Annotated in this window: 25 protein-coding genes and 1 tRNA gene; 15 read left to right on the top strand and 11 right to left on the bottom strand. The window is 66.7% G+C overall.

All coding sequences use genetic code 11. The features are described from left to right. Positions 1 to 5: 5 nt before the first annotated feature. Positions 6 to 296: a 4a-hydroxytetrahydrobiopterin dehydratase gene (locus ACO05N_RS03885; protein WP_066660334.1), complete on the top strand. Its 291-nt coding sequence runs from the start codon at positions 6 to 8 to the stop codon at positions 294 to 296. On the opposite strand, the gene ACO05N_RS03880 is transcribed toward ACO05N_RS03885, so the two are convergent. Together ACO05N_RS03880 and ACO05N_RS03875 are read right to left on the bottom strand one after the other, a co-directional pair. Next, complete coding sequence (locus tag ACO05N_RS03880; protein WP_422055873.1) at positions 293 to 1,819, bottom strand: ABC transporter permease/substrate-binding protein; 1,527 nt, start codon at positions 1,817 to 1,819, stop codon at positions 293 to 295. The two genes, ACO05N_RS03885 and ACO05N_RS03880, sit on opposite strands and share 4 nt — an antisense overlap. After that, positions 1,816 to 2,583, bottom strand: a complete 768-nt coding sequence (locus ACO05N_RS03875; RefSeq protein ID WP_422055872.1) for an ATP-binding cassette domain-containing protein — start codon at positions 2,581 to 2,583, stop codon at positions 1,816 to 1,818. The genes ACO05N_RS03880 and ACO05N_RS03875 overlap by 4 nt, the downstream gene beginning before the upstream one ends. A 57-nt stretch (positions 2,584 to 2,640) precedes the next feature. On the opposite strand from ACO05N_RS03875, the gene ACO05N_RS03870 reads away from it, so the two are divergent. Further along, positions 2,641 to 3,411 (top strand): SDR family oxidoreductase, encoded by a 771-nt coding sequence (locus ACO05N_RS03870; protein WP_422055871.1) that lies wholly within the window; start codon positions 2,641 to 2,643, stop codon positions 3,409 to 3,411. Further along, positions 3,408 to 3,989: a hypothetical protein gene (locus ACO05N_RS03865; RefSeq protein WP_422055870.1), complete on the top strand. Its 582-nt coding sequence runs from the start codon at positions 3,408 to 3,410 to the stop codon at positions 3,987 to 3,989. The genes ACO05N_RS03870 and ACO05N_RS03865 overlap by 4 nt, the downstream gene beginning before the upstream one ends. Here the strand turns inward: ACO05N_RS03865 and ACO05N_RS03860 are convergent. The 3 genes from ACO05N_RS03860 to ACO05N_RS03850 all read right to left on the bottom strand — a co-directional run bounded on the left by ACO05N_RS03860 (position 3,986) and on the right by ACO05N_RS03850 (position 6,419). Further along, positions 3,986 to 4,606, bottom strand: a complete 621-nt coding sequence (locus ACO05N_RS03860) for a class I SAM-dependent methyltransferase (protein ID WP_422055869.1) — start codon at positions 4,604 to 4,606, stop codon at positions 3,986 to 3,988. The genes ACO05N_RS03865 and ACO05N_RS03860 overlap by 4 nt on opposite strands. A 26-nt stretch (positions 4,607 to 4,632) precedes the next feature. Next, a complete protein-coding gene (locus ACO05N_RS03855) occupies positions 4,633 to 5,868 on the bottom strand; it encodes a DUF3419 family protein (protein WP_422055868.1) in 1,236 nt (411 codons plus the stop codon). Between the two features lie 92 nt (positions 5,869 to 5,960). Beyond that, positions 5,961 to 6,419 carry a hypothetical protein gene (locus ACO05N_RS03850; RefSeq protein WP_422055867.1) on the bottom strand — a complete coding sequence of 153 codons (459 nt, stop codon included), beginning with the start codon at positions 6,417 to 6,419 and terminating at the stop codon, positions 5,961 to 5,963. Between the two features lie 104 nt (positions 6,420 to 6,523). On the opposite strand from ACO05N_RS03850, the gene rpiB reads away from it, so the two are divergent. Then, on the top strand, positions 6,524 to 6,961 hold the full coding sequence (gene rpiB / locus ACO05N_RS03845) for a ribose 5-phosphate isomerase B (protein ID WP_422055866.1): 438 nt from the start codon (positions 6,524 to 6,526) through the stop codon (positions 6,959 to 6,961). Here rpiB and ACO05N_RS03840 read toward each other — a convergent pair. Beyond that, positions 6,958 to 7,428: a DUF3429 domain-containing protein gene (locus tag ACO05N_RS03840; protein WP_422055865.1), complete on the bottom strand. Its 471-nt coding sequence runs from the start codon at positions 7,426 to 7,428 to the stop codon at positions 6,958 to 6,960. The two genes, rpiB and ACO05N_RS03840, sit on opposite strands and share 4 nt — an antisense overlap. Positions 7,429 to 7,562: 134 nt before the next feature. On the opposite strand from ACO05N_RS03840, the gene glyA reads away from it, so the two are divergent. The 5 genes from glyA (at position 7,563) to rpsD (ending at position 11,539) form a co-directional block, all read left to right on the top strand. Further along, positions 7,563 to 8,876 carry a serine hydroxymethyltransferase gene (glyA, locus tag ACO05N_RS03835; protein ID WP_422055864.1) on the top strand — a complete coding sequence of 438 codons (1,314 nt, stop codon included), beginning with the start codon at positions 7,563 to 7,565 and terminating at the stop codon, positions 8,874 to 8,876. A 343-nt stretch (positions 8,877 to 9,219) separates the two neighbouring features. Then, positions 9,220 to 9,681, top strand: a complete 462-nt coding sequence (gene nrdR / locus ACO05N_RS03830; RefSeq protein WP_422055863.1) for a transcriptional regulator NrdR — start codon at positions 9,220 to 9,222, stop codon at positions 9,679 to 9,681. Between the two features lie 91 nt (positions 9,682 to 9,772). Beyond that, complete coding sequence (locus tag ACO05N_RS03825) at positions 9,773 to 9,994, top strand: hypothetical protein (protein ID WP_422055862.1); 222 nt, start codon at positions 9,773 to 9,775, stop codon at positions 9,992 to 9,994. 51 nt (positions 9,995 to 10,045) lie between these two features. Beyond that, positions 10,046 to 10,762, top strand: coding sequence for an RNA methyltransferase (locus tag ACO05N_RS03820; protein WP_422055861.1), 717 nt, complete (start codon positions 10,046 to 10,048; stop codon positions 10,760 to 10,762). Between the two features lie 162 nt (positions 10,763 to 10,924). Next, entirely contained in the window at positions 10,925 to 11,539 is a 615-nt protein-coding gene (gene rpsD, locus ACO05N_RS03815) for a 30S ribosomal protein S4 (protein WP_422055860.1), read from the top strand. A gap of 139 nt (positions 11,540 to 11,678) precedes the next feature. Here rpsD and ACO05N_RS03810 read toward each other — a convergent pair whose 3' ends face one another. Further along, a complete protein-coding gene (locus ACO05N_RS03810; protein ID WP_422055859.1) occupies positions 11,679 to 13,619 on the bottom strand; it encodes an alpha/beta hydrolase family protein in 1,941 nt (646 codons plus the stop codon). A 124-nt stretch (positions 13,620 to 13,743) separates the two neighbouring features. Between ACO05N_RS03810 and ACO05N_RS03805 the strand changes: the two genes are divergently transcribed. From ACO05N_RS03805 to aguB, 4 genes are all read left to right on the top strand, one after another. Further along, positions 13,744 to 15,417 (top strand): M28 family metallopeptidase, encoded by a 1,674-nt coding sequence (locus ACO05N_RS03805; RefSeq protein WP_422055858.1) that lies wholly within the window; start codon positions 13,744 to 13,746, stop codon positions 15,415 to 15,417. A gap of 4 nt (positions 15,418 to 15,421) precedes the next feature. Beyond that, on the top strand, positions 15,422 to 16,387 hold the full coding sequence (locus tag ACO05N_RS03800; protein ID WP_422055857.1) for an agmatine deiminase family protein: 966 nt from the start codon (positions 15,422 to 15,424) through the stop codon (positions 16,385 to 16,387). A 25-nt stretch (positions 16,388 to 16,412) separates the two neighbouring features. Next, positions 16,413 to 16,619 carry a hypothetical protein gene (locus tag ACO05N_RS03795; protein WP_422055856.1) on the top strand — a complete coding sequence of 69 codons (207 nt, stop codon included), beginning with the start codon at positions 16,413 to 16,415 and terminating at the stop codon, positions 16,617 to 16,619. Positions 16,620 to 16,813: 194 nt separating this feature from the next. After that, positions 16,814 to 17,668 (top strand): N-carbamoylputrescine amidase, encoded by an 855-nt coding sequence (aguB, locus tag ACO05N_RS03790; RefSeq protein ID WP_422055855.1) that lies wholly within the window; start codon positions 16,814 to 16,816, stop codon positions 17,666 to 17,668. Here the strand turns inward: aguB and ACO05N_RS03785 are convergent, their stop codons facing one another. Then, positions 17,669 to 18,079: an endonuclease domain-containing protein gene (locus tag ACO05N_RS03785; protein ID WP_422055854.1), complete on the bottom strand. Its 411-nt coding sequence runs from the start codon at positions 18,077 to 18,079 to the stop codon at positions 17,669 to 17,671. It abuts the gene before it with no gap. Between the two features lie 302 nt (positions 18,080 to 18,381). Continuing rightward, positions 18,382 to 19,041, bottom strand: coding sequence for a uracil-DNA glycosylase (locus ACO05N_RS03780; RefSeq protein ID WP_422055853.1), 660 nt, complete (start codon positions 19,039 to 19,041; stop codon positions 18,382 to 18,384). Positions 19,042 to 19,063: 22 nt separating this feature from the next. On the opposite strand from ACO05N_RS03780, the gene folK reads away from it, so the two are divergent. Together folK and ACO05N_RS03770 are read left to right on the top strand one after the other, a co-directional pair. Next, a complete protein-coding gene (folK, locus tag ACO05N_RS03775; protein WP_422055852.1) occupies positions 19,064 to 19,567 on the top strand; it encodes a 2-amino-4-hydroxy-6-hydroxymethyldihydropteridine diphosphokinase in 504 nt (167 codons plus the stop codon). 11 nt (positions 19,568 to 19,578) lie between these two features. Next, a tRNA-Lys gene (locus tag ACO05N_RS03770) sits at positions 19,579 to 19,654 on the top strand. Positions 19,655 to 19,656: 2 nt separating this feature from the next. Here ACO05N_RS03770 and ACO05N_RS03765 read toward each other — a convergent pair. Both ACO05N_RS03765 and ACO05N_RS03760 read right to left on the bottom strand, forming a co-directional pair. Continuing rightward, positions 19,657 to 20,580: a hypothetical protein gene (locus ACO05N_RS03765; RefSeq protein ID WP_422055851.1), complete on the bottom strand. Its 924-nt coding sequence runs from the start codon at positions 20,578 to 20,580 to the stop codon at positions 19,657 to 19,659. A 131-nt stretch (positions 20,581 to 20,711) separates the two neighbouring features. Beyond that, the gene (locus tag ACO05N_RS03760; protein WP_422055850.1) at positions 20,712 to 21,608 is read right to left on the bottom strand and encodes a hypothetical protein; all 897 of its coding nucleotides are present in this window, start codon (positions 21,606 to 21,608) and stop codon (positions 20,712 to 20,714) included. Positions 21,609 to 21,622 lie beyond the last annotated feature (14 nt).

The following is a 21,622-nucleotide window of genomic DNA, read 5'->3' as shown; positions in this document are numbered from 1 at the left end:
GAAGAATGGTCGAACAACTGAGCCAGGCGGAACGCGACGACGCGCTCGAAGGGCTGCCCGAATGGGATCACGACACGGGCCGCGACGCAATCACGCGCAGCTTCACCTTCGACGATTTCAGCCAGGCCTTCGCCTTCATGACGCAGGTCGCGCTGCTGGCGGAAAAGGCCGATCATCACCCCGAATGGTCGAACGTCTGGAACCGCGTCGACATCCTCCTGACCACCCACGACGCTGGCGGCCTGTCGGGCCGCGACATCGATATGGCCCGCGCGATCGACGCGCTGGTCGACTAAAGCCCGACCTTCGTCGCCAGCCACCGCGCCGCCTCGTCCGGCGTGCGCTTGTTCACATCCCGGTCGACCATCAGATTCGTCTCGCGCATCGCGGCGACCGGGATCTTGCCGACCAGCGGCCGTAGCGCCGCCTCGAACCGCGCATCCTCCACCCGGTCCGGCGCGACCAGCAGGATCGCGTCATAGCCGGGAATCGCCCCCTTGGGATCGTCCAGCACGACCAGCTTATCCGCCGCGATCCGCCCGTCGGATGAGAAGGCCGGGATCACGTCCGCCCGCCCGCTCGCCAGCGCGCGATACATGAAGGTCGGCTGATAGGGCCGCGCCGACTTGAAGCGCAGGCCATAGGCATCGCGCACCGCCCGCCATTCGGGCCGCTCCAGAAACTCGACATCGGTGGCGAGGTCGAGCCGCGGTGCCTGCGCGGCCAGATCGGCCAACGTCGCGATTCCACGCCGCCGCGCGTCATCGCCGCGCATCGCAAAGGCATAGGCATTTTCGAATCCCAGCGACCCGAACATGCCGACACCATGTTCGGCCCGCGCCCAGTCGCCCACGCCGGTGACGATCGCCTCACGCGGCGGCACATCGCTGCGCTGCATCTGGTTGGTCCAGATCGTCCCCGAATAATCGACATAGACATCGACATCGCCCCCCGCGAGCGCGCCGAACGCCACCGCCGACCCCAGCCCCTCGCGATATTCGACGCGATAGCCCGCCGCCTCCAGCCGCTGGCCGATCAGCCGGGCGAGGATGAACTGCTCCGAAAAGCCCTTGGCGCCCACCACCACCGTCTGCCCGCCCGTCGCCGGGGCCAGCGCAAACGCGGCGGCACAGATCGCGGCGAGCAAGGTCCCCGCGCTCATCCGCACCAGCATCGGCATGCGGTTGCGGATGCCGCCCTCGGCAACCGACAGGATCAAATCGACCCCCATCGCCAGCGCCGCCGCCCCGATGCACCCGGCCAGCACCAGCGCCCAATTCTGCGTCTGCAATCCGGCGAAGATCAGATCGCCCAGGCTCGGCTGGCCCACCGTGGTGGACAGGGTCGCCGCGCCGATCGTCCACACCGCCGCGGTGCGGATGCCCGCCATCACGACCGGCGCGGCGATCGGTGCCTCGACCAACCACAGCTTCTGCCGCGCGGTCATGCCTACGCCGTCCGCCGCCTCACGCAGCGCCGGGTCGAGCGTCACCAGCGCCGTCGTCGCATTCCGCAACACCGGCAGGATCGCATAGAGCGTCAGCGCGAGCAGCGCGGGGAGGAAGCCGAGCGCCGGCACCCAGTCGCCGACCAGCCCGCGCAACGCCAGTAGCACCGGGTAGAACAGCGCGAGCAGCGCCAGCGACGGGATCGTCTGGATCAGGCTCGCCGCGCCGAGGACGACGCGGCCAAGTCGCGGATGCCGCGCCGCCGCCACCGCCAGCGGCAGGCTGATCGCAATTCCCAGCGCCAGCGCCGCCATCGCCAGCAGCAAATGGCTCGCCATCAATTCGGGCACGCGGGTAAAGGCGTCGCTCATGCCTTCAGCGCCTCGAGCGCATCGGCCTGGCGCATCGGCACCGCAATTAGCGCCTGCGCATCCGGCCCGCCTTCACCGCGTGCCAGTGCCGTCGGGGTCGCATCGGCGACGATCCGCCCCGCCTGCATCACCAGCACCCGGTCGGCCAGCAACAGTGCCTCGGCCATGTCATGCGTCACCATGACGGTGGTCAGCCCCAGCCGGTCGTGCAGCGTGCGCACTGCCCGGCCCAGCTCATCGCGCGTGACGGGATCGAGCGCGCCGAACGGCTCGTCCATCAACAGGCACCCCGGCGCGGTCGCCAGCGCGCGGGCGACGCCGACCCGCTGGCGCTGTCCGCCCGACAGCTGGTCCGGCATCCGCTCCGCAACCTCCCCCGGCAGGTCGACCAGCGTCAGCAGCTCCGCGACTCGCGCGCGCGTATCGCGCGCGCCCGCAATGCGCAGGCCGATCGCGATGTTCTCGGCCACCGTCATGTGCGGGAACAGCCCGATCGACTGAAAGACATATCCGATTTGGCGGCGAAGCAGATGGGGTGCCGCTTGATCGCGCGGCGCGCCATCGATCGTCACGCTGCCGCAATCGGGCTCGACCAGACGGTTTATCACCTTGAGAAGCGTGGATTTTCCCGATCCCGATTGGCCGACCAGCGCGACGAAGCTGCCCGCCGCGATGGTGAGCGACACGCGATCGAGCGCCACCGTCGCGCCAAAAGCCTTGGAAACGTCGCTCAGGGCGATGGCTGGGCCGGTTTGTGCTGGCATCGCCGCGCATTGTGAGGAATGATCCACTCTAGGTCAAAACATACAGGAGGGGACGCCATGCAGGCGATCTTCATCACCGGCGGCGGTTCGGGAATCGGTCGCGCGGTCGCGCGCTACTTCTCCGCGCAGGGCTGGCGCGTCGGGCTTGCCGATATCAGCGAGGCCGGAATGGCCGAAACCGCGGCGCTGCTCGGCGACGCGCCGGTCTCGACGCACCGGCTCGACGTCCGCGACCGTGCGGCTTGGGACGTCGCGCTGGCGGAATTCGCTGCGGTCGCCGGGCGGATCGACGTGCTGTTCAACAATGCCGGGATCGGCGTCGGCGGCGTCTTCGCCGACACGCCGGTGGAGGAGCTGCAACGCTGCGTCGACATCAACCTGATGGGCGTGGTGTGGGGCGCGCATGCCGGGCATCGCTACCTCAAGGTGTCGGGCGGCTGTCTGCTCAACACCGCGTCGGCGGCGGGCATCTATGGCACGGGCGGGGTCGCGATCTATTCGGCGACCAAGTTCGCGGTGCGCGGCTTTACCGAATCGCTCGACGCCGAATGGGTCGCCGACGGCATCCGCGTGCGCGCGCTGCTGCCCAGCTTCATCGACACCGCGATCCTCGACGGCGTGGCAGTGGGCAGCAATTCGACGATGCGCGAACGGGTCAAGGCGGCGCGGCTGGAATTCACTCCGGTGGAGGAAGCCGCCCGCCTCGCCTGGGAGGCGGTGCATGGCGATCAGCTCCACACGCTGGTCGGCAAGACCGCGCGCCGCATGTGGTTCGCATCGCGCTTCATGCGTGGGTCGATGCGCAAACAGGCGCGCGGCGGCAAGTGAGGGCCGCCCTCCTCGCCACCGTCGCGCTCGCGCTGACCGGCTGCGCGGGGCAGGGCGGGGCGCCCGACCCGCAGGACCGCTTCATGCAGGCGATCGCGGCGCATTGCGGCAAGGCCTTTGCCGGGCGCGTCGTAACCACCGACCCGGCGGACGCGAGCTTTGCCGGTCAGAAGCTGGTGATGCACGTCGCCGCGTGCGAGGCGGATCGCATCCGTATTCCCTTCCATGTCGGCGACGATCACTCGCGCACCTGGGTGCTGACCCGCACCGCGAGCGGCGTCCGGCTCAAGCACGACCATCGGCATCAGGATGGCACCAGTGACGTGCTGACCATGTATGGCGGCGACACCGCTACGCCCGGGACGGCAGAGCGACAGGATTTCCCAGTCGACGCCGACTCGATCGCGCTGTTCCGCGCCAATGATCGCGCCGGTTCGGTCACCAATGTCTGGGCGATGGAGGTGACGCCGACGCGCTTCGCCTATGAACTCCGCCGCCCCGGCCGCCATTTTCGCGTCGAGTTCGACCTAACCGCGCCGATCGCCCCTCCGCCGATGCCATGGGGCTGGCAAGACTAGGCCCGAATCGTCCCGGCCCAGGCATAGCCGCGCAGCAGCGTCTCGAACCCGAACTCGCGCCCCTGCTCGCGGCTGACATGGCGCAGCGCCACCGGCAGCTCGCGACGCGGGCTGACGTGAAACCGCGCGAGCCAGCCGAACAGCATCCGCCTCCACCAGCGCGGCATCCGCTCCTGCTGCCCGAAATCGACGATGTGCAGGACCCCGCCCGGCGCCAGCACCCGCGCGCCCTGGGCGATCGCGCCGACCCAGTCGGGAATCATCGACAGCGTATAGCTGGCAAACACCCGGTCGAACGCCGCGAGTCCGAACGGCGCCTGTGGGTCGAACGCCGTCGCATCCCCCTGCGCCAGCGTGATACGGTCCGACAGCCCGGCCTTGACCACCTTGGCGCGCGCCGTCTCCAGCATCGCTTCGGAAATATCGACGCCATAAAAATGCGCGTTCGGCCAGCGCCGCGCGGCGACGATCAGGTTGCGCGCGGTCCCGCACCCGACCTCCAGCACCGTGCCGCCCGGCGGGGGCGCGAGCTGTTCGATCAGCCGGTCGCGCCCCAGCAGGTAATATTTGCGCGTCGCGTCATAGATGTGCCGCTGCGCTGCATAGACGGCGTCCATGCGCCCGGCATGACCGAAATCCGCTTTCACGGCTTGAGGCGATAGAGATGCACGCCGCCATAAATGGCCGAACGGTCCCGCGCGGTAAAGTCGAGCGATTCGGCCTCGGCATAGTCCCAGCAGTTGAGGATCGCGTCCGGCACCCGCCCGGGCAACAATGTCGGGGCGGCGGCGGTGCGGAACAGCACGCGCGCACCCGGCTTGGCGGTGCGCGTGATCGCCGCCCACAGCCGCGTCAGCTGCGCATCGGTCATCCAGTCCTGTGCATCTAGCAGGATATAGCGGTCGAGCGACCCGTCGGGCATCGAATCGAGATATTCGACGAAATTCTGGTGCCGCACCTCGACCCGTTCGGCCCGGTCGCGCACCGTCGCGTAATTCGCGGCGCGCAGATACGGCGGCAGCGGTGCGTCGGCCCCTTCGCCATAGCCGCGCCCGAACGCCTGCCACGCGAAATAATTGTCCGACAGGTCGAAATCGCACGCCAGCTTCTCCAGCCGCCCGCGCAGCACCGCGCCGATCCCGCGCGGATCGTCACCCGCCAGCGCCTCATATTGCGCGGGCGGAATGCCAAGCCCGAACAGCGACGCCGGCTGGTCGATCAGCCAGCGCACGAACTTCTTGTCGAACACCGGGGCCAGGCGCGTCTCGAAAATCGCGCGCTGCTCCTCGACGCTCTTCGCCGCGAGCAATTCGCGCGGGTCGATGCGATACAGCTTGGCGAGCAGATGCGCCGCGCCGATGAACCCGCCGAGCAGCCCGCGCTTGTAGAAGCCCCCGGCAAAGCCCTTGATCCGCCGCCGCCCGGCCAGATCGCGCCCTTCCCAATAGCGCCGCGTCGCGTCGTCCAGATGCGGGCGCAGCCATTGCTTGTACGCCGCGACATTCTCCGGCCGGTTGGCCTGGGCGAAAAACCGGTGGAACGCGGCATGATCGGGCAGATGGATCGCCGCCGCGCGCTTCAGCTTGTTCAGCGCGATATGCGCGGTGTTGAGGTCGACCGCAGTGATCTTCGCCGGGTTGGCGGTCAGATAGGACAGGACGTTGCACCCGCCGCTCGCGATCGTGACGATATGGCAATCGGGCGTGATCGCCAGCGCCTCCATATCGACCTCGGGATCTTCCCAGATCTGCGCATAGACCAGCCCCCGGAACGCGAAGGTAAAGGCGCGCTCCAGCAGCCCTTCCTTGCTCAGATGCTCATGGCGGTGGACGGCATTGCGGACAGCCTCGTTGCGCGGCTGGCTGGCGTTCGATCCCATTTGTTCTGGCTCCCAGGGGTATGTCCCCGGGCGCGCGCTTATGACGGCTGCATGTCACCCACGTGACCGCGGCCGTCACGCAATCGTCATCATCAATCCCGGCAATAGCCCTCGCCCGGCGCAGCGATCAGGCAATCCTTCTTGCCCGCCAGCCACTTCATCCCCGTCGCATCCCCATCGCCCGCGACCAGTTCGATCCGCGCGTCGCCGCGCCGGAACACGATGCCGTTCGCGCTCGCCCGCCCTTCATAGGTGCCGGGTTCGGCCTGATCGAGGTTCCATTTGTTCAGGATGCGATAGCGGCCGGGTTCGCTGCCCTTGGCGATCTCCAGCACCAGTCCTTCGACACCGATCCATTTGCCGACCCACGCGTCGCGCTCCGGCGCGCGTTCGGCCAGGATTTCGCGCCGCGCCTCCCGCGTAATATTCTCGGCCACCGCCTCGGCATTGGCGATCGCATTCTCGACCAAAGCCGCTTCCTGCGCATTGTCCAGTTTCGCGCCACACCCGGTCAGCAATGCCGCCGCACCCACCACCATCATCACGCGCACGCCGATACTCCACTCAAGACAGGCTCGCCCTATGGTGTAGCCATTCGGGTGACGCTGCAATAGAGAGCGGCATCGCTTCATCTCAACGCCGGAACCATTCCCCCATGCGCATCGCCATCGCCTCCGATCACGCCGCGATCGACCTCAAGGCCGCACTGGCCGAATGGCTGCGCGATGCCGGGCATGATGTCGCCGATCTTGGCCCGGACGACGGCGCCAGCGTCGATTATCCGGATTACGGCTACAAGCTCGCCGCCGCGATCGCCGATGGCAGCGCGGAGCGGGGGATCGCGTTGTGCGGCAGCGGCATCGGCATCTCGATCGCGGTCAACCGCAACCCCGCCGCGCGCTGCGCCCTCGTCTCCGAACCGCTCTCCGCCACCCTCGCGCGCGAGCATAACGACGCCAATGTCGTCGCGATGGGCGCGCGGCTGATCGGGATCGAGATGGCCAAGGCGTGCGTCACCGCCTTCCTCGCCACGCAATTCGGCGGCGACCGCCACCAGCGCCGCGTCGACAAGCTTACGGCACCGGAGATTTAATAAGGCGAAGGAATAAGCCCGAGCACCAGCGTCGTCAGGCCCAGCCCGACCGACAGCTGCACGCGCAGGCCCAGCCACCACCCGGGTGCCATCCCCGCCCGCGTCAGCGCGCGATCGACCAGCGGGGACAGCAGGATCAGCGTGCCGATCAGCATCAGCGACGGCTGCGGCCACGGATCGCCGGTCATCCACGGCACCGCGCTCGCCAGCGCGATCAGCGACGGCAGCACCGCGAGGATATAGGTCCAGACCGGCGGCCGCGCGGTCCGCGCCGCCAGCCCCCACCAGGTGCCGCCCAGAAAGCTGAAGATCAGCACGGCGTAGAGATAGGCGGTGGCGAGTGCCGGAAAGAACCACGCCTCCGGCCCGACCAGCACTGCCCCCAGCGCGGCAAGCTGCGGCAGCAACCCCGCCAGCCCCAGCAAACGGGCGGCGGGCGGTCGGGCGGGGGAGTCGGGTTCGGCCATGTCCGCTTTCAACAGCTTCTTGGGGCGGGGTGCAACAATCGCATCTGGCCTAATCGCGGCCAAGCGCATAAGGGCGTGCGCGACAGGTCGCCCGCACCTGCCCGTCGGCGGCCACCAGACAAAGGATCCGCGCGATGAGCACCAATCCCCAGACGCTCGCCCAGGTTCAGCCAGACGGCTTTTTCACCCGCACTCTCGCCGATGCCGACCCGGCGGTCTTCGCCGGCGTGCGCGAAGAGCTGGAGCGCGAACAATATCAGATCGAGCTGATCGCCTCGGAAAACATCGTGTCGAAGGCGGTGCTCGAAGCCCAGGGCAGCGTGTTCACCAACAAGTACGCTGAGGGTTATCCCGGCAAGCGCTATTATCAGGGCTGCCACCCCTCCGACGCGGTCGAGACGCTGGCGATCGAGCGCGCCAAGCAGTTGTTCGGCTGCGGCTTTGCGAACGTTCAGCCGCACTCGGGCGCACAGGCCAATGGCGCGGTGATGCTGGCTTTGGTCAAGCCGGGCGACACGATCCTCGGCATGAGCCTCGATGCCGGCGGCCACCTCACGCACGGTGCCAAGGCGGCGATGAGCGGCAAGTGGTTCAACGCGGTCCAGTACGGCGTCGATCCGGTCACCCACCTGATCGACTATGACGCGGTCGAGGCACTGGCGCTCGAGCACAAGCCGCGCCTGATCATCGCGGGCGGCTCGGCCTATCCGCGCGTGATCGACTTCGCCCGCTTCCGCGCGATCGCGGACAAGGTCGACGCGCTGTTCATGGTCGACATGGCGCATTTCAGCGGCATCGTAGCAGCCGGCCAGCACCCCTCGCCCTTCCCGCACGCGCATGTCGCGACGACCACCACGCACAAGACGCTGCGCGGCCCGCGCGGCGGCATGATCCTCACCAATGACGAGGCGCTGGCGAAGAAGTTCAACTCGGCCGTCTTCCCCGGCATGCAGGGCGGCCCGCTGATGCATGTGATCGCGGCCAAGGCGGTGGCGTTCGGCGAAGCGCTGCAGCCCGGTTACAAGGGCTATATCTCGGCGGTGGTCGAGAATGCGAAGGTGCTGGCGGCGACGCTCAAGGAACGCGGCGCGGCTGTCGTCTCGGGCGGCACCGACACCCATCTCGCGCTGATCGACCTCACCCCGCTCGGCGTTACCGGCAAGGATGCGGACGAGGCGCTGGAGCGTGCCGGCATCACCTGCAACAAGAACGGCATCCCCAACGATCCACTGCCCCCGACCAAGACCAGCGGCATCCGCGTCGGCTCGCCCGCCGGCACGACGCGCGGCTTCGGCGTCGCCGAATTCCGGGAGATCGGCAACATGATCGCCGATGTGCTTGAAGGGCTGCGCACCAAGGGCGAAGCCGGCGACCCCGAGGTCGAAGCTGCGGTCAAGCTGCGCGTCCGCGCGCTGTGCGAACGCTTCCCGATCTACCCGGAGGCGTAAAGATGACGGGGGAGGTTATCTCACTCGATCAATGCCGGAACTGCGGGGGGACGATCGAGGCTTCTGCGAAGTTCTGTGCGCATTGTGGGAAGCGTGTGAAACGACCTTCTCCAACCGCTGACAGCGAGCAAAACTTGCGAGATGCGGCGAAAGATTTTGCCCGTGGAACCGTAGCAGAAGCGCGTAATCTGGGGGCAGAGGCGCTTCGCAGCGACGTGGGAAAAAAGGTCGCTGCGGGTGCTGCACTCGGCGCGGTTGCAGGGGCGGTGGTGCCTCTGATTGGGCCAGCGATCGGTGCAACCCTTGGTGCGGGCTACGTCGCTTTCAAACGGCTGGCCAAATAATGCGCTGCCCGTTCTGCGGCCACGAAGCCTCGCAGGTTAAAGACAGCCGCCCCACCGAAGACGGGGCGGCGATCCGTCGCCGGCGGCAGTGCGAGGCGTGCGCCGCGCGCTTCACCACGTTCGAGCGGATCCAGCTGCGCGAGCTGTTCGTGCTCAAGTCGGAGGACAAGCGTGAGCCGTTCGACCGCGACAAGCTGATCCGCTCGGTCAGCCTTGCCTGTCGCAAGCGCCCGATCGACGCGACCCAGGTCGAAAAGCTCGTCTCGGGCATCCAGCGTCAGCTCGAAACGCTGGGCGAAACCGAAGTTCCGACGAAACGGATCGGCGAAATGGTGATGGAGGGGCTCAAACACCTCGATTCGGTCGCCTATATCCGCTTCGCCAGCGTCTATCGTGACTTCCGCGAAGCGCGGGATTTCGAAGAATTTGCCAGTAACGTCACCGAAATCGGCCGCAGCTGATCGGTCGTCCTTACCCGCATTGCACATGCGCAAGTTGGCGTGCTATGCGAAGCATCTGTTCTTTTCGAAAGAGATTTCAACCATGTATGTCATGATCTTGGCGTCCCTGCTCGCGGGACAGGCGGGCGCTGATGCAAAGGGGCCATCCAAGGATGAAAAGCGCGTTTGCCGCACGATTCCGTCGACGGGTTCGCGCCTCGGTGCCAAGCGCGTCTGTCTGACCGAGCGTCAGCGTGAGGAACAGGCAGAGGCGCTGGAAAAGGAACTGGCGCAGGAACGCAATGCTCCGCCGCCACCCCCGGGCAGCAACTGACAGCCAGCGCGCCGACCAGCCGGCCGGCGCATTGTCGAGTGATCTGATTTCATGAACCCGGTCATCGTCCTCGTCCGGCCTCAGCTTGGCGAGAATATCGGCAAGGCCGCGCGCGCAATGCTCAATTTCGGGCTCACCGAAATGCGGCTGGTCACGCCGCGCGACGGCTGGCCCAATCCGTCGGCGGGTCCGGCCGCGAGTGGTGCAGACATCGTTCTGGATCAGGCGCGGGTATTCGAAAGCGTCGCCGAAGCGGTTGCGGATTGTCCGCACGTCTTTGCCACCACCGTGCGCAAGCGTGGCGTGACCAAGCCGGTGGTGACCCCGGTCGAAGCCGCGTCGGAAATTCACGCAGCGCCCGGTCGTAGCGCAATCCTGTTCGGGCCGGAGCGCTCGGGGCTGGAGACCGAGGATGTCGCGCTCGCCCGCGCGATCCTGACCGTGCCGATCAATCCCGAATTCGGATCGCTCAACCTCGCGCAGGCGGTGATCCTCGTCGCCTATGAATGGTCGAAGGGGCAGGGTCTGGCCCAGCCGCCGCGCACCGACCTCGATCCTCCCGCACCACAGGCGGAGCTGGAGGGGCTGATCGGCCATTTCGATGCGCTGCTGGACGATACCGGCTATTATTTCCCGCCCGATCGCGTGCCGACGACCAAATTGACCCTGCGCAATCTGCTGACCAAGCCGGGCTGGACCAGCCAGGAACTGCGCACGTTGCGCGGTGTGCTGTCCGCGCTGGAGGGAAAGAAGCGCAACCGCGCCTGACCGAATCTTGACTCGCGTGCCCCACCCGGCTAGGCGCGCGCCTTCGCAATCGGCCCTGCACTCCGGTGAAGCAGCGGCCCTGTGCGCATGCACAGGCGATACCGGAACCGCGATCAGGCCAGCTGGCCGGGTCAACGTCGTTGCAATTGTTAGGAATTTATCATGTCGAAGCGCTCCAGCGCCAAGTACAAGCTCGATCGCCGGATGGGCGAGAACATTTGGGGTCGTCCCAAGTCGCCCGTCAACAAGCGTGAATATGGCCCCGGTCAGCACGGCCAGCGCCGCAAGGGCAAGATGTCGGACTTCGGCATCCAGCTGCGCGCCAAGCAGAAGCTCAAGGGCTATTATGGCGACGTGACCGAGAAGCAGTTCAAGCGCGCCTATGAAGATGCGTCGCGCATGAAGGGCGATACCGGTCAGAACCTGATCGGTCTGCTCGAGCAGCGTCTCGACATGATCGTCTATCGCGCCAAGTTCGCGCCCACGATCTTCGCCGCGCGCCAGTTGGTCAACCACGGCCACGTCAAGGTGAATGGCGAGAAGTGCAACATCGGCTCGCGCCGCATCAAGGTCGGCGAGACGGTCGAGCTGGGTACCAAGGCGCGCGAGATGGCGCTGGTGATGGAAGCGCAGAGCCTGGCCGAGCGCGACATCCCCGATTACATCGCGCCCGACGGCGCGTCGAAGATCACCTTCACCCGCGTGCCCGCACTCGACGAAGTGCCCTATCCGGTGAAGATGGAACCGAACCTGGTCGTCGAATTCTATTCGCGCTAAGGTCCGGCTTCGGTCGAACGAAAAGCGGGCGGTCCCATCGGGCCGCCCGTTTTCGTTTGTGCCGGTGCCGCGCGATGCGGGGGTCGGCCAATTCGCGATCCACCGGCGCCGCGATGGATCGCGCATCAGCGGTCGACAGCTATTTGATCGACAGGAACGCCCCGCTGCGGCGCAGCATGTCGCTCCGCGCTGCGCCGTCCTCGAGATAATGGTCCAGGCCCTCGTACAGGATCAGCTCGCTCTGCTTCCCGGCGTTCTTCAGCCGCTCCTGCATGAACTTCGCCTGCTCGACCGATACGTTGCGATCCAGGTCGCCGTGGAACATCAGGACCGGCACCTGGATGCGGGCGGCCTGCTGGGCGGGGGATCCCTCGACGATATGCGGACCCGTTCCCACGCGCTTCACGGTGAGCTCGTAATCGCTCCAGCCGACCCGCTCTTTCTTCCACCGGTCCATGTCGGTGAGCGGGGCGACGGCGACGACGCGCTTGAACAAGGTCGGTTCGACCACGGCCGATTGCAGGGCGGCATAGCCGCCATAGGACCATCCGAACGCGACCAGCCGGTTCGGGTCGGCAATGCCTTCGCGCACCAGATATTTGCCCGCATCGGTCACGTCGCCGATTGCGATCTTCCAGTCCTGAAAGCCGTTGCGCTGGAACCACGCGTCGCCATAGCCGGTCGATCCCCGGAAATTGGGCTGAAGCACCGCAAAGCCCTGATTGGCGAAGAATTGCACCAGCCAGTCGAACCCCCAATGGTCGCGCGCCTCGGGGCCTCCATGCGGCAGCACGATCGCGGGCAGGCCCTTGCCGGTCGATCCGACCGGGAGGGTCAGGTAACCCGGCACCATCGTTCCATCGGCCGCGCGATATTCGATCGACTTCATCGGCGCGAGCGGCACCTTCTCAAGCGGCGGGCGTGCCAGCATCAGCTCGTTGAGCGTTCCTGCCTTGCGATTGTACAGGTAATAGCGGCCCGGATCGGTATCGCTTGCGGCGAGGATCAGCAGAGTCTGCAGGTCCTCGCTCGAATCCACCACCCGGATCGCATAGCCCGAGAGTGCCTTGCCGAGCGTGTTGAGCATCTTCTCGAACGCCGGGTCGAAATAGCGCTCGCCCCCTTCCGATGCGACTCCGATGATCCGGCGGCTGCGCCCGACGCGCTTGAACCCCCCGACATCGAAGCGCGGGTCGGCATAGAGCTGCTTCTCGGTATCCGATCCGTCGAGCGCGTGGCTGAACGCCGCCATCCGTCCGTCGACCTTCTTCATGCCATAGGCGATGTCCGCATCCGGATCGACGCCATAGGGCTCGAACCCCGCACCATCGGGACCGACGACGCTCAGGGGAGCCCAGTCGCCGCCGTCCTTCCGTCGGTAGAAATAGCGAACGATGCCGGTCGAGAACCCTTCGTTCGTCACCTCGAGACGGCCCTGGATACGCAGGTTGCCCTTGCCGTCGGTGATATACTCGTTGACGTCCGGACGTACCGGCTCGACGATCCGCGTCCGCATGGTGGCGGTGTCGAGCCGCTCGACCACGGTCCCGCCCTTCTGCGCCAGCCGCGTGCCGGCGCCGCTCTCCTTGACCTGATAGCGCATGAGCAGCACATGGCCGGGCTCGCCCGGGTTATAGTCGATGATGTCGCCGTCGCCGAACGACGCTTCCAGCGCCATGCCGCTCGACCGACGCTGCTGCAGCACCTTGAGGTTGGACCCGTCGTCGTCCATCGCCACGATCCGGGTCGCATAGACGATGTCGTGTTCGAATCGCGTAATGCCGTAAATTCCGCACAGCAGCCGGGTGTTGCTGGTCCAGCTGCACCCGCTCAGCCGGTTGGGCTTTCCGTCGGCCCGCATGATCGGCTTCGACGTCGCCCCATCGCCAAGCCTGACCACATAGATGATACTCGATTGCCCGGCACCGGGGCCGATATAGGCAAGCTTGGTGCCGTCGGGCGACAGGCTGGCCTGTTCGACCGATTCCCGCGCGCCGAATATCGCCGCGGCGTCCACGCTCTGCGCGGCACTCGGCATCGCCACCAGCATGGCGACCGATATCGTCATATATTTCAGCATATTCACCCCCATTGCCGTAAAGCCTAAGCAGCGTCCTGGGACGTCGCAAGCGGGTTTGCTTGCTCCGGCTGCCTCCCCCTGCCAATAGTCCCCGCATCACTCGTATCCGTGGAGACGATGCCCCATGCGCCTTGCGCTGCTCGCCCTGCTGGGCCTTGCCGCCTGTTCGACAGCGTCCGACACGACCGCGCTGCCCGACGTCGCGCTTCCCGCGATGCCGATGGACGTGATGAAGGAAGCGACCCGCACGCTTTCGTCGGATGAATTCGAAGGCCGCGCCCCCGGCACCCCGGGTGAGGCCAAGACGCTCGCCTATCTCGTCGAGCAGTTCCAGAAGGCGGGGCTTCAGCCCGGCAACCCCAATGGACCTAACGGCCCCAGCTGGTTCCAGGACGTGCCGCTGGTCGCGATCACCGCGCAGAATGTCTCGCCGCTGACCTTCACCGGCGGCACGCAGGCGATGAGCCTCCAATACGGCCCCGAATTCGTCGCTGGCACCTATCGCGTGACCCCGAACATCGCGGTCAAGGACAGCCCGGTCGTGTTCGTCGGCTATGGCATCAACGCGCCCGAAAAGGGCTGGAACGACTATGCCGGGGTGGACGTGAAGGGGAAGACCGTCGTCATCCTCGTCAACGATCCCGACTGGGAGACTGCGGGCCTTCAGGGCGATTTCGGGGGTCAGGCGATGACCTATTACGGCCGCTGGACCTACAAGTTCGAGGAGGCCGCGCGCCAGGGCGCCGCCGCCGCGCTGATCGTCCACGAAACTCAGCCCGCCGCCTATGGCTGGAACGTCGTCCAGTCGAGCTGGACCGGCGAGCAGCAGGTCGCCGACGCCGCCAACGGCCATGCCGACCAGACTGCCGCCAATGGCTGGATTCAGCTCGACAAGGCCAAAGCGCTGTTCGCCAGCGCGGGTCAGGATTTCGACAAGCTCTCCGCCGCCGCGAAGGTGAAGGGCTTCAAGGCCGTCCCGCTCGGTAACGTCAAGGCCTCGGTCAGCTTCGACAATGTGATCCGCAAGCACGCGTCGAAGAATGTCATCGGCATCCTCCCCGGCGCCAAGCGCCCGGACGAATATGTCCTCTACACCGCGCACTGGGACCATCTCGGCCGCTGCGAAGCCGCGCCCGATGGCGACGACATCTGCAACGGCGCGGTCGACAACGCCACCGGCACCGCTGCTTTGGTCGCGATCGCCAAGGCGAACAAGGACGCCGGCGCCCCCGACCGCAGCCTCGTCTTCCTCGCCGTTACGGCCGAGGAATCGGGCCTGCTCGGCTCCAAATATTATGGCGACAACCCCGTCTATCCGCTGGCCAAGACCGTGGGCGGCGTGAACATCGACGCGATGAACCTGACGCCGCCGGCCAAGAATGTCGTCGTCATGGGCATGGGCAAGTCGCAGCTCGACGATTACCTCAAGGCTGCGCTCGCGAAGCAGGGCCGCATGGCCAATGCCGAACCGACCCCGGAAAAGGGCTTCTACTACCGTTCCGACCATTTCATGCTGGCGAAGCACGGTGTGCCGATGCTCTATTTCGATGCCGGCGACGATCTGGTCGAGGGTGGCCGCGATGCCGGTCGCGCCGCCGCTGCCGATTATGAGAAGAACCGCTACCACGGCCCGAAGGACGAGTTCGACCCCAACTGGAACTGGGCGGGTGCGGAAAAGGATCTTCAGGTCTATTACGCCGTGGGCCGCATGCTCGCGATGACCGCCGCCTGGCCAAACTGGGTCGAGGGCGACGAATTCCGCGCCGCCCGCGACAAATCCCGCGCAGGAGCCAAGTGATACCGTGACCACGCACCTTCCCCCCGAATGGGCGCCGCACAACGCCGTCTGGATCGGTTTCCCCAGCCATCCCGATCTGTGGGAGTCGCTCGGCGCCGCCCGGGCCGAGGTCGCCGCCTTCGCCCGTGCGGTCCATGCCGGGGGGGCGGGGGAGCAGGTGCTGCTGGTCGCCGCCGATGACGAAGCCGCCGGAGCGGCCGCGCTGCTCGTCGGCGACACGGCCAAGGTCGTGGTCGCCCCGTTCGGCGACATCTGGCTGCGCGACACCGGCGTGATCGTCGACCGCGCCGGGACCGGCCACGCCTTCGGCTTCAACGGCTGGGGCGGAAAGTACGAATATGATGGCGACGAGGATATCGGCCGTCGCCTCGCCGCCAAGCGCCACATGGACGTGGTCGAGCATGACTGGATCCTCGAGGGCGGATCGATCGACTGGGACGGCACCGGCCTCGTCGTCACGACCGAACAATGTTTGCTCAACCGCAACCGCAACCCCGGCCTGTCACAGGCTGAGGCGGAGCGGCGGCTGCGCGAGGATCTCGGCTTCGATCGCGTCCTGTGGCTCGGCAACGGCCTCGCCCACGATCACACCGACGGGCATGTCGACAACCTCGCCCGCTTCGTCGGCGAAAACCGCCTCGCGATCCCGGTGCCGGAGGAAAACGACCCCAACTGGCTCGTCTACGCTGACGCCAAACGTCGCGCCGAGGCGCTGGGGGTCGACGTCGTCCCCATCCCCTCACCCGGGCGCGTTATCCAGGGGGGCGAGGTCGTGCCCGCAAGCTACATGAACTTCTACATCGGCAACGCCGCCGTAGTGGTCCCGGTCTACGGCCAGCCCAATGACCGCAAGGCGGTCGAGACGATCGGCGCGCTCTTCCCCGGCCGCGAGGCCGTGGGCCTGCGCGCGGATCATATCCTGACCGGGGGCGGCAGCTTCCACTGCATCTCGCAGCAGATTCCGAAGTGACGATAAGGCGATCCGGGAGACCGAAGTGGAAGCTTTCGGCGCATTGATCATCGGTTTTTCCGCGTTGTTCGCGGCCTTGATTGCGAGCGCTGAGGCTCAACGCCGCAGCGTCGCTCGCGGGGACGGTCTTTTGAAAATGTGGGGGAAGGGCAGCGCCGCCGGAGCTGTCGCCATGTTGGCGGTGGTTGCCGGATGGATCGGCATTGGCGCGCTCTTCCGGTGGCTGATCTGAATATGCGTGACGGTCGTAACCCCCGCGCCGATGCGGTGGTAGTCCCACTGCCACCGTCATGCTGAACTTGTTTCAGCATCCACCGCGCCACCCGCGGCTCAGCGGCCTTTGGAACGGTGGATGCTGAAACAAGTTCAGCATGACGGAAGAGAAGGTGGTTCCGCCAACGAAGCTCACCCCCTAAATACCCCCACATGACCCAGATCACCGTCGCCGCGCTCCAGCTTGCCTTCACCACCGACACGGCGCAGAATATCGCCAACGTCACCGACCTCGTGCGCGAGGCGGCGGGGAAGGGCGCGCAGGTCGTCCTCCCGCCCGAACTCTTCGAAGGCGAATATTTCTGCCGGGTCGAGGATGAGGCGCTGTTCGCGACCGCCAAGCCGCTCGCCAGCCACCCCGCCGTCACCGCGATGCAGAAGCTCGCGGCGGAGCTGCAGATCCACATCCCGACCAGCTTCTTCGAGGCGGACGGGCCGCATTTCTACAACAGCCTCGCGATGATCGGCCCCGACGGCAAGGTCGCGGGCGTCTATCGCAAGAGCCACATTCCCGACGGCCCCGGCTATGAAGAGAAATATTATTTCCGCCCCGGCAATACCGGGTTCAAGGTGTGGGACGGCCCCGCCGACGACGCGGCGCTCGGCGTCGGCATCTGCTGGGATCAATGGTATCCCGAAACCGCGCGCACGATGATGCTGATGGGCGCGCAGTTGCTGTTCTACCCCACCGCGATCGGGTCGGAGCCCTATGACGCCGATCTCGACACCAGCCGCATGTGGCGCCGCGCGATGATCGGCCATGCCGTGTCCAACGTCGTCCCCGTCATCGCGAGCAACCGCATCGGGACCGAGGGCGACCAGCGTTTCTACGGCCACAGCTTCATCTGCGACGAATGGGGCGACATCCTCGCCGAATTCGGCGCAGAGGAAACCGGCGTCCTCACCGCCACCCTCGACCTCGACCGCGCGCGCAAACACCGCGCCGGCATGGGCTTCTTCCGCGACCGCAGGCCAGAGCTGTACCGGCGCATGGTCGAGGACGTGTGATCAGTCGAAGCGACGGCGTCTTTCTCTCCCCTCCCTGGAAGGGAGGGGTTGGGGGTGGGTGCCGCCGAGGCACTCGGCGGCTGTCGCCAGAATATGCAGGGCGGCACCGTCCGGGTTCGCAAGCACATCCGAATTCCACAGCCGGATGATTCGCCAGCCCTGGGCTTTCAGATACTGCGTCCTACGCGTATCGGCATCCAACGCATCCAGATGGTGGCTGCCGTCGAACTCGACGCCAAGTCGTGCCTGTCGGCAGGCTAGGTCAATGATGAACGGCTCGACGACGAGCTGTCGGGTAAAGGCGGGGCGATAGCGCGCGATACGATGCCAGACCGCTTGTTCGGCTGGCGTCGGATTATTGCGCAGCTCACGCGCCCTGCGGGTCAGCTCTGGGTCGATCCGGCGTCGCATGAGGTGAGCTTAGGATGGCGTGCTTCGCCCGCCAACCCACCCCCGACCCCTCCCTTTCAGGGAGGGGAGCCATGCCCGGCGGTTCCCTCGATAATCCGCTTTCCTACAGACCCCGATCAGGCATATCTCATCTGTCCCCTCAACCGATCGGGACGGCCATCATGCCCTTCGCACCCAGCCTGACACCCGGCCACCCGGCGTCGCGACACGATCGCGTCGGTGTCGCGTCACAGGCGCAAACCGGTCGCTTCGCGGTCGCTTCACTCGGAAACCCCGTCGAAAACGTCAGCTTCGTCGGACGCTCACACCGTCCCGCGCAGCTCCAGCGCCCGGGCAAACACCGCCTCGAACATCTCCGCCGTCAGCCGCCCGGTATTCTGGTTGTAGCGGGAGCAGTGATAGCTATCGATCAGCACCCGCCCGTCCGGCATGCGATGCTCCGCCAGATGTCCGAACCGGCATTTGGGCAGCTTGCCGCCCAGGATCTTGACCGCGCTCTGGTGGGCGATCTGGCCCAAAGCGATGAAGATGCGCGCATTGGGCAGCGCATCGACCTGGGCTTCGGCGAAGGGGCGACAGGTTCGTGCCTCCTCCGGTGTCGGCTTGTTCTCGGGCGGCAAGCACTTGACCGAATTGACGATGATCGTGCCGTGCAGCTGCAGCCCGTCGTCCGGCCGGCTCTCATATGTCCCGCTGGTGAACCCGAACTTGGCGAGCGTCGCGAACATGAGGTCGCCCGCGAAATCCCCGGTGAAGGGCCGCCCGGTCCGGTTCGCGCCATGCTTGCCGGGTGCCAGCCCGATAATGCCCAGCCAGGCCTCGGGGTCGCCGAATGCGGGCACCGGCGCGTTCCACCAGTCGGGATATTCGGCGCGCAGCTCCTGCCGCAGCGCGACAAGGCGCGGACAGCGCGGGCAATCGCGCGGCGGCTCGGTATCGGGCAACGGACTTGGCGGGATCATCGCTCCGGGATAGGCGGGGCGGGTGAGCGCCTCAACCCACCATTATGTTATCGCGCTGGGATCGAACCGGCGCGGTCGCCATGGATCGCCGCGACAGGAGCTGGCAGCGGCGGTCGCGGCGATCGGCGGTGCGGTCATGCAGTCGCAGGTCATCGAAACCGCCCCGCTCGGCCCCTCGCGCCGCCGCTTCGTCAATGCCGCGATCCTGATCGAAAGCGCTGAATCTCCGCCGGAGCTGCTCGCCCGCCTCAAGCGGATCGAGCGCAGCTTCGGTCGTCGGCGTGGTCGCCGCTGGGACGCACGGGTGGTCGACCTCGACTTGATCCTGTGGTCGGGCGGAGCGTGGAGCGGTCCCGGCCTGACCGTCCCGCACCCGCTGTTCCGCCAGCGCGACTTCGTCCTGCGCCCGCTGGCCGCCATCGCCCCCGACTGGCGCGATCCGCTGACCGGTCGCACCGTGCGTCAACTCGCCACCCGCCTTGCCCGGTTGACCCGCCGCGCATCGCCCCCTAGGTGCAGCGCCTGACCCAGCATCGGGGGCCCTTAGCTCAGTCGGTAGAGCAACTGACTTTTAATCAGTAGGTCGATGGTTCGAATCCATCAGGGCTCACCACCTCAAATTGGCATCATCCCCAGCCGTGCAGCCGCGGCGAAATAGCCGCGCATTGCCTCCGCTGCGCGCGTTGACAGGGTGATGTGCGCGCGACGCCGGTCGCCGGGATCGGCTTCGCGCTCGAACAGCCCGGCATCGTGCATCGTGCCGATCCAGCGCAGTGCCGTGGTGGGCGGTACCGAGGCGGCGATGCACAGGCTCGAAACCGATACCCGTTGCTGCTCCAGCCGCGCGGCATATAGGTCGAGCAGCATGTCCCAGGCGGGGTCTGCGAACAGTTCGGGCGTGAAATGCTGGTCGCGCAATCGCCGGGCGCGGATCACGGCACGGACGGTGCGCGGTGTCGGATCGGGTTCGCCGCTGGGTTCGGAACGATAGCCACGGCCGGGTTCGCGCAGTTCGCGCCGGACCGGATCGGCGGCGAAGTCGGACAGCACGGCAGCGAGCCGCGCGACCTCCTCATTGAGCAGGCGCAGCCGCTCGGCCTCGCGCTCGCGGGTCGCATCGTGCAGCCGCGCGCCGGGCGGGGTCAGGGCGCGGGCCAGCGCCGCGGCATAGTCCGCGGCCGCCGGATCGCAAAGCAGCGTCGCACCGGCATCCATCAACACCGGCGCGGCAACATCGAGCGCCTGCGCGTCGAGCAATGCGACGATCCCGCAGTCGCCGTCACGCGTCCAGTCGGCAACCCGTGCGGCGCTCGCCGCGACCCGATCGGGGTCGACGCCGGTACCGTCGATCACGATCAGATCGGCAGCGACCAGGGTATCGAGCGCCGCCCCGACCGCGTCCGGCGCAACCATCCCCAGTACGCGCGCGCCGCTTGCCGTGACAGCGGCGTCATGGCGCTCCTGCGCCGCTGCCGGCGCTACGATGACGACGCGGGCGGCGTCGGCAGAAAGCCCGGCAACCGGCATGGCGTCATTCATCGCAATCCCTCCGCTTTGCGCTGCATTGCGGATGTAATCGCGGGGCGGGGCGACGCGTCAGCACAAGGCGGCTCCAAATTAAACCGGTCTGCCACGCGTTATCTCCACAATGGATCCACTATGGCAAGCGGTCAGCCGAACACATCCTCGGCGTCTTCGTTCTCGTCGGCGAGCAAAAGCTTGGCGGCAGTGGCGATGCTGCCGCCGCTCAGCGCCACCCACAGCCCCGCGACGATGGCGCCGCCCAGCGAAGACAGGATCATCATCGGCCCGAGTTGTCCGAAGGACCGCGTCTGCGATTCCATGGCCCGGGCGGCAGCTTCCGGGTTGCCTGCGGCGGCCATCACATCGAACATATAGCTACCCATGGTGACGAGCGAGACCGCCATATTGAGCACGGAAACCAGCACCGTGATCACGACTGCCGCCCCGAAAAGCGTCCAGAACCGTCCCCGGCTCAGCCGCCACGCTTCGCCCAGCGTGATCCGGCCGCGGTGGAGCGTCAGGGGGAAGGCGAGGGAGAAACGGACGATGAAGTAGAGCATGACCGTGAACATCGCGATCATGCCGACGATCATCACGATGACCGTGCCACCGCTCGACTGGCTTCCCATTGCCGCACCGACGCCGAGCAGGCCGAGCAGGATCATGAAGCCGACCATCAGCACGAAACCGACGATGCTGAACAGGATCAGAAGGCCCAGCAGCCGCAATTCGTCCATCCCCAGCCGCAGATAGGCAAAGCCGCCCGCATCAGGCCGCAGCACGGCGCGCATCGCGGCGGCGTAGAGGATGATGCCGACCAGACCCATGACGAAGCTGATCAGATAGACCGGAATCATCACGCCGATGACCGCACTCGGATCGGCTGCCGTGGCGGGATTGGTCGCGATCCCGAATATCGAGCCGAACGACAGCATCAGCGCGATGTTGCCGGCGAGATAGATGGCGGTCCAGATCGCCACCGCCGCCAATCGTTCGCGCACCAGCCCGAACGCGCCTTCCAGAATCCGCCCCACGCTCAGCATCGCCCACCCCCCTA

Origin of the sequence: Sphingomonas sp. (genome assembly GCF_965227385.1) — a bacterium.
Lineage (GTDB): Bacteria > Pseudomonadota > Alphaproteobacteria > Sphingomonadales > Sphingomonadaceae > Sphingomonas.
This window is presented reverse-complemented; position numbering and strand designations above follow the sequence as displayed.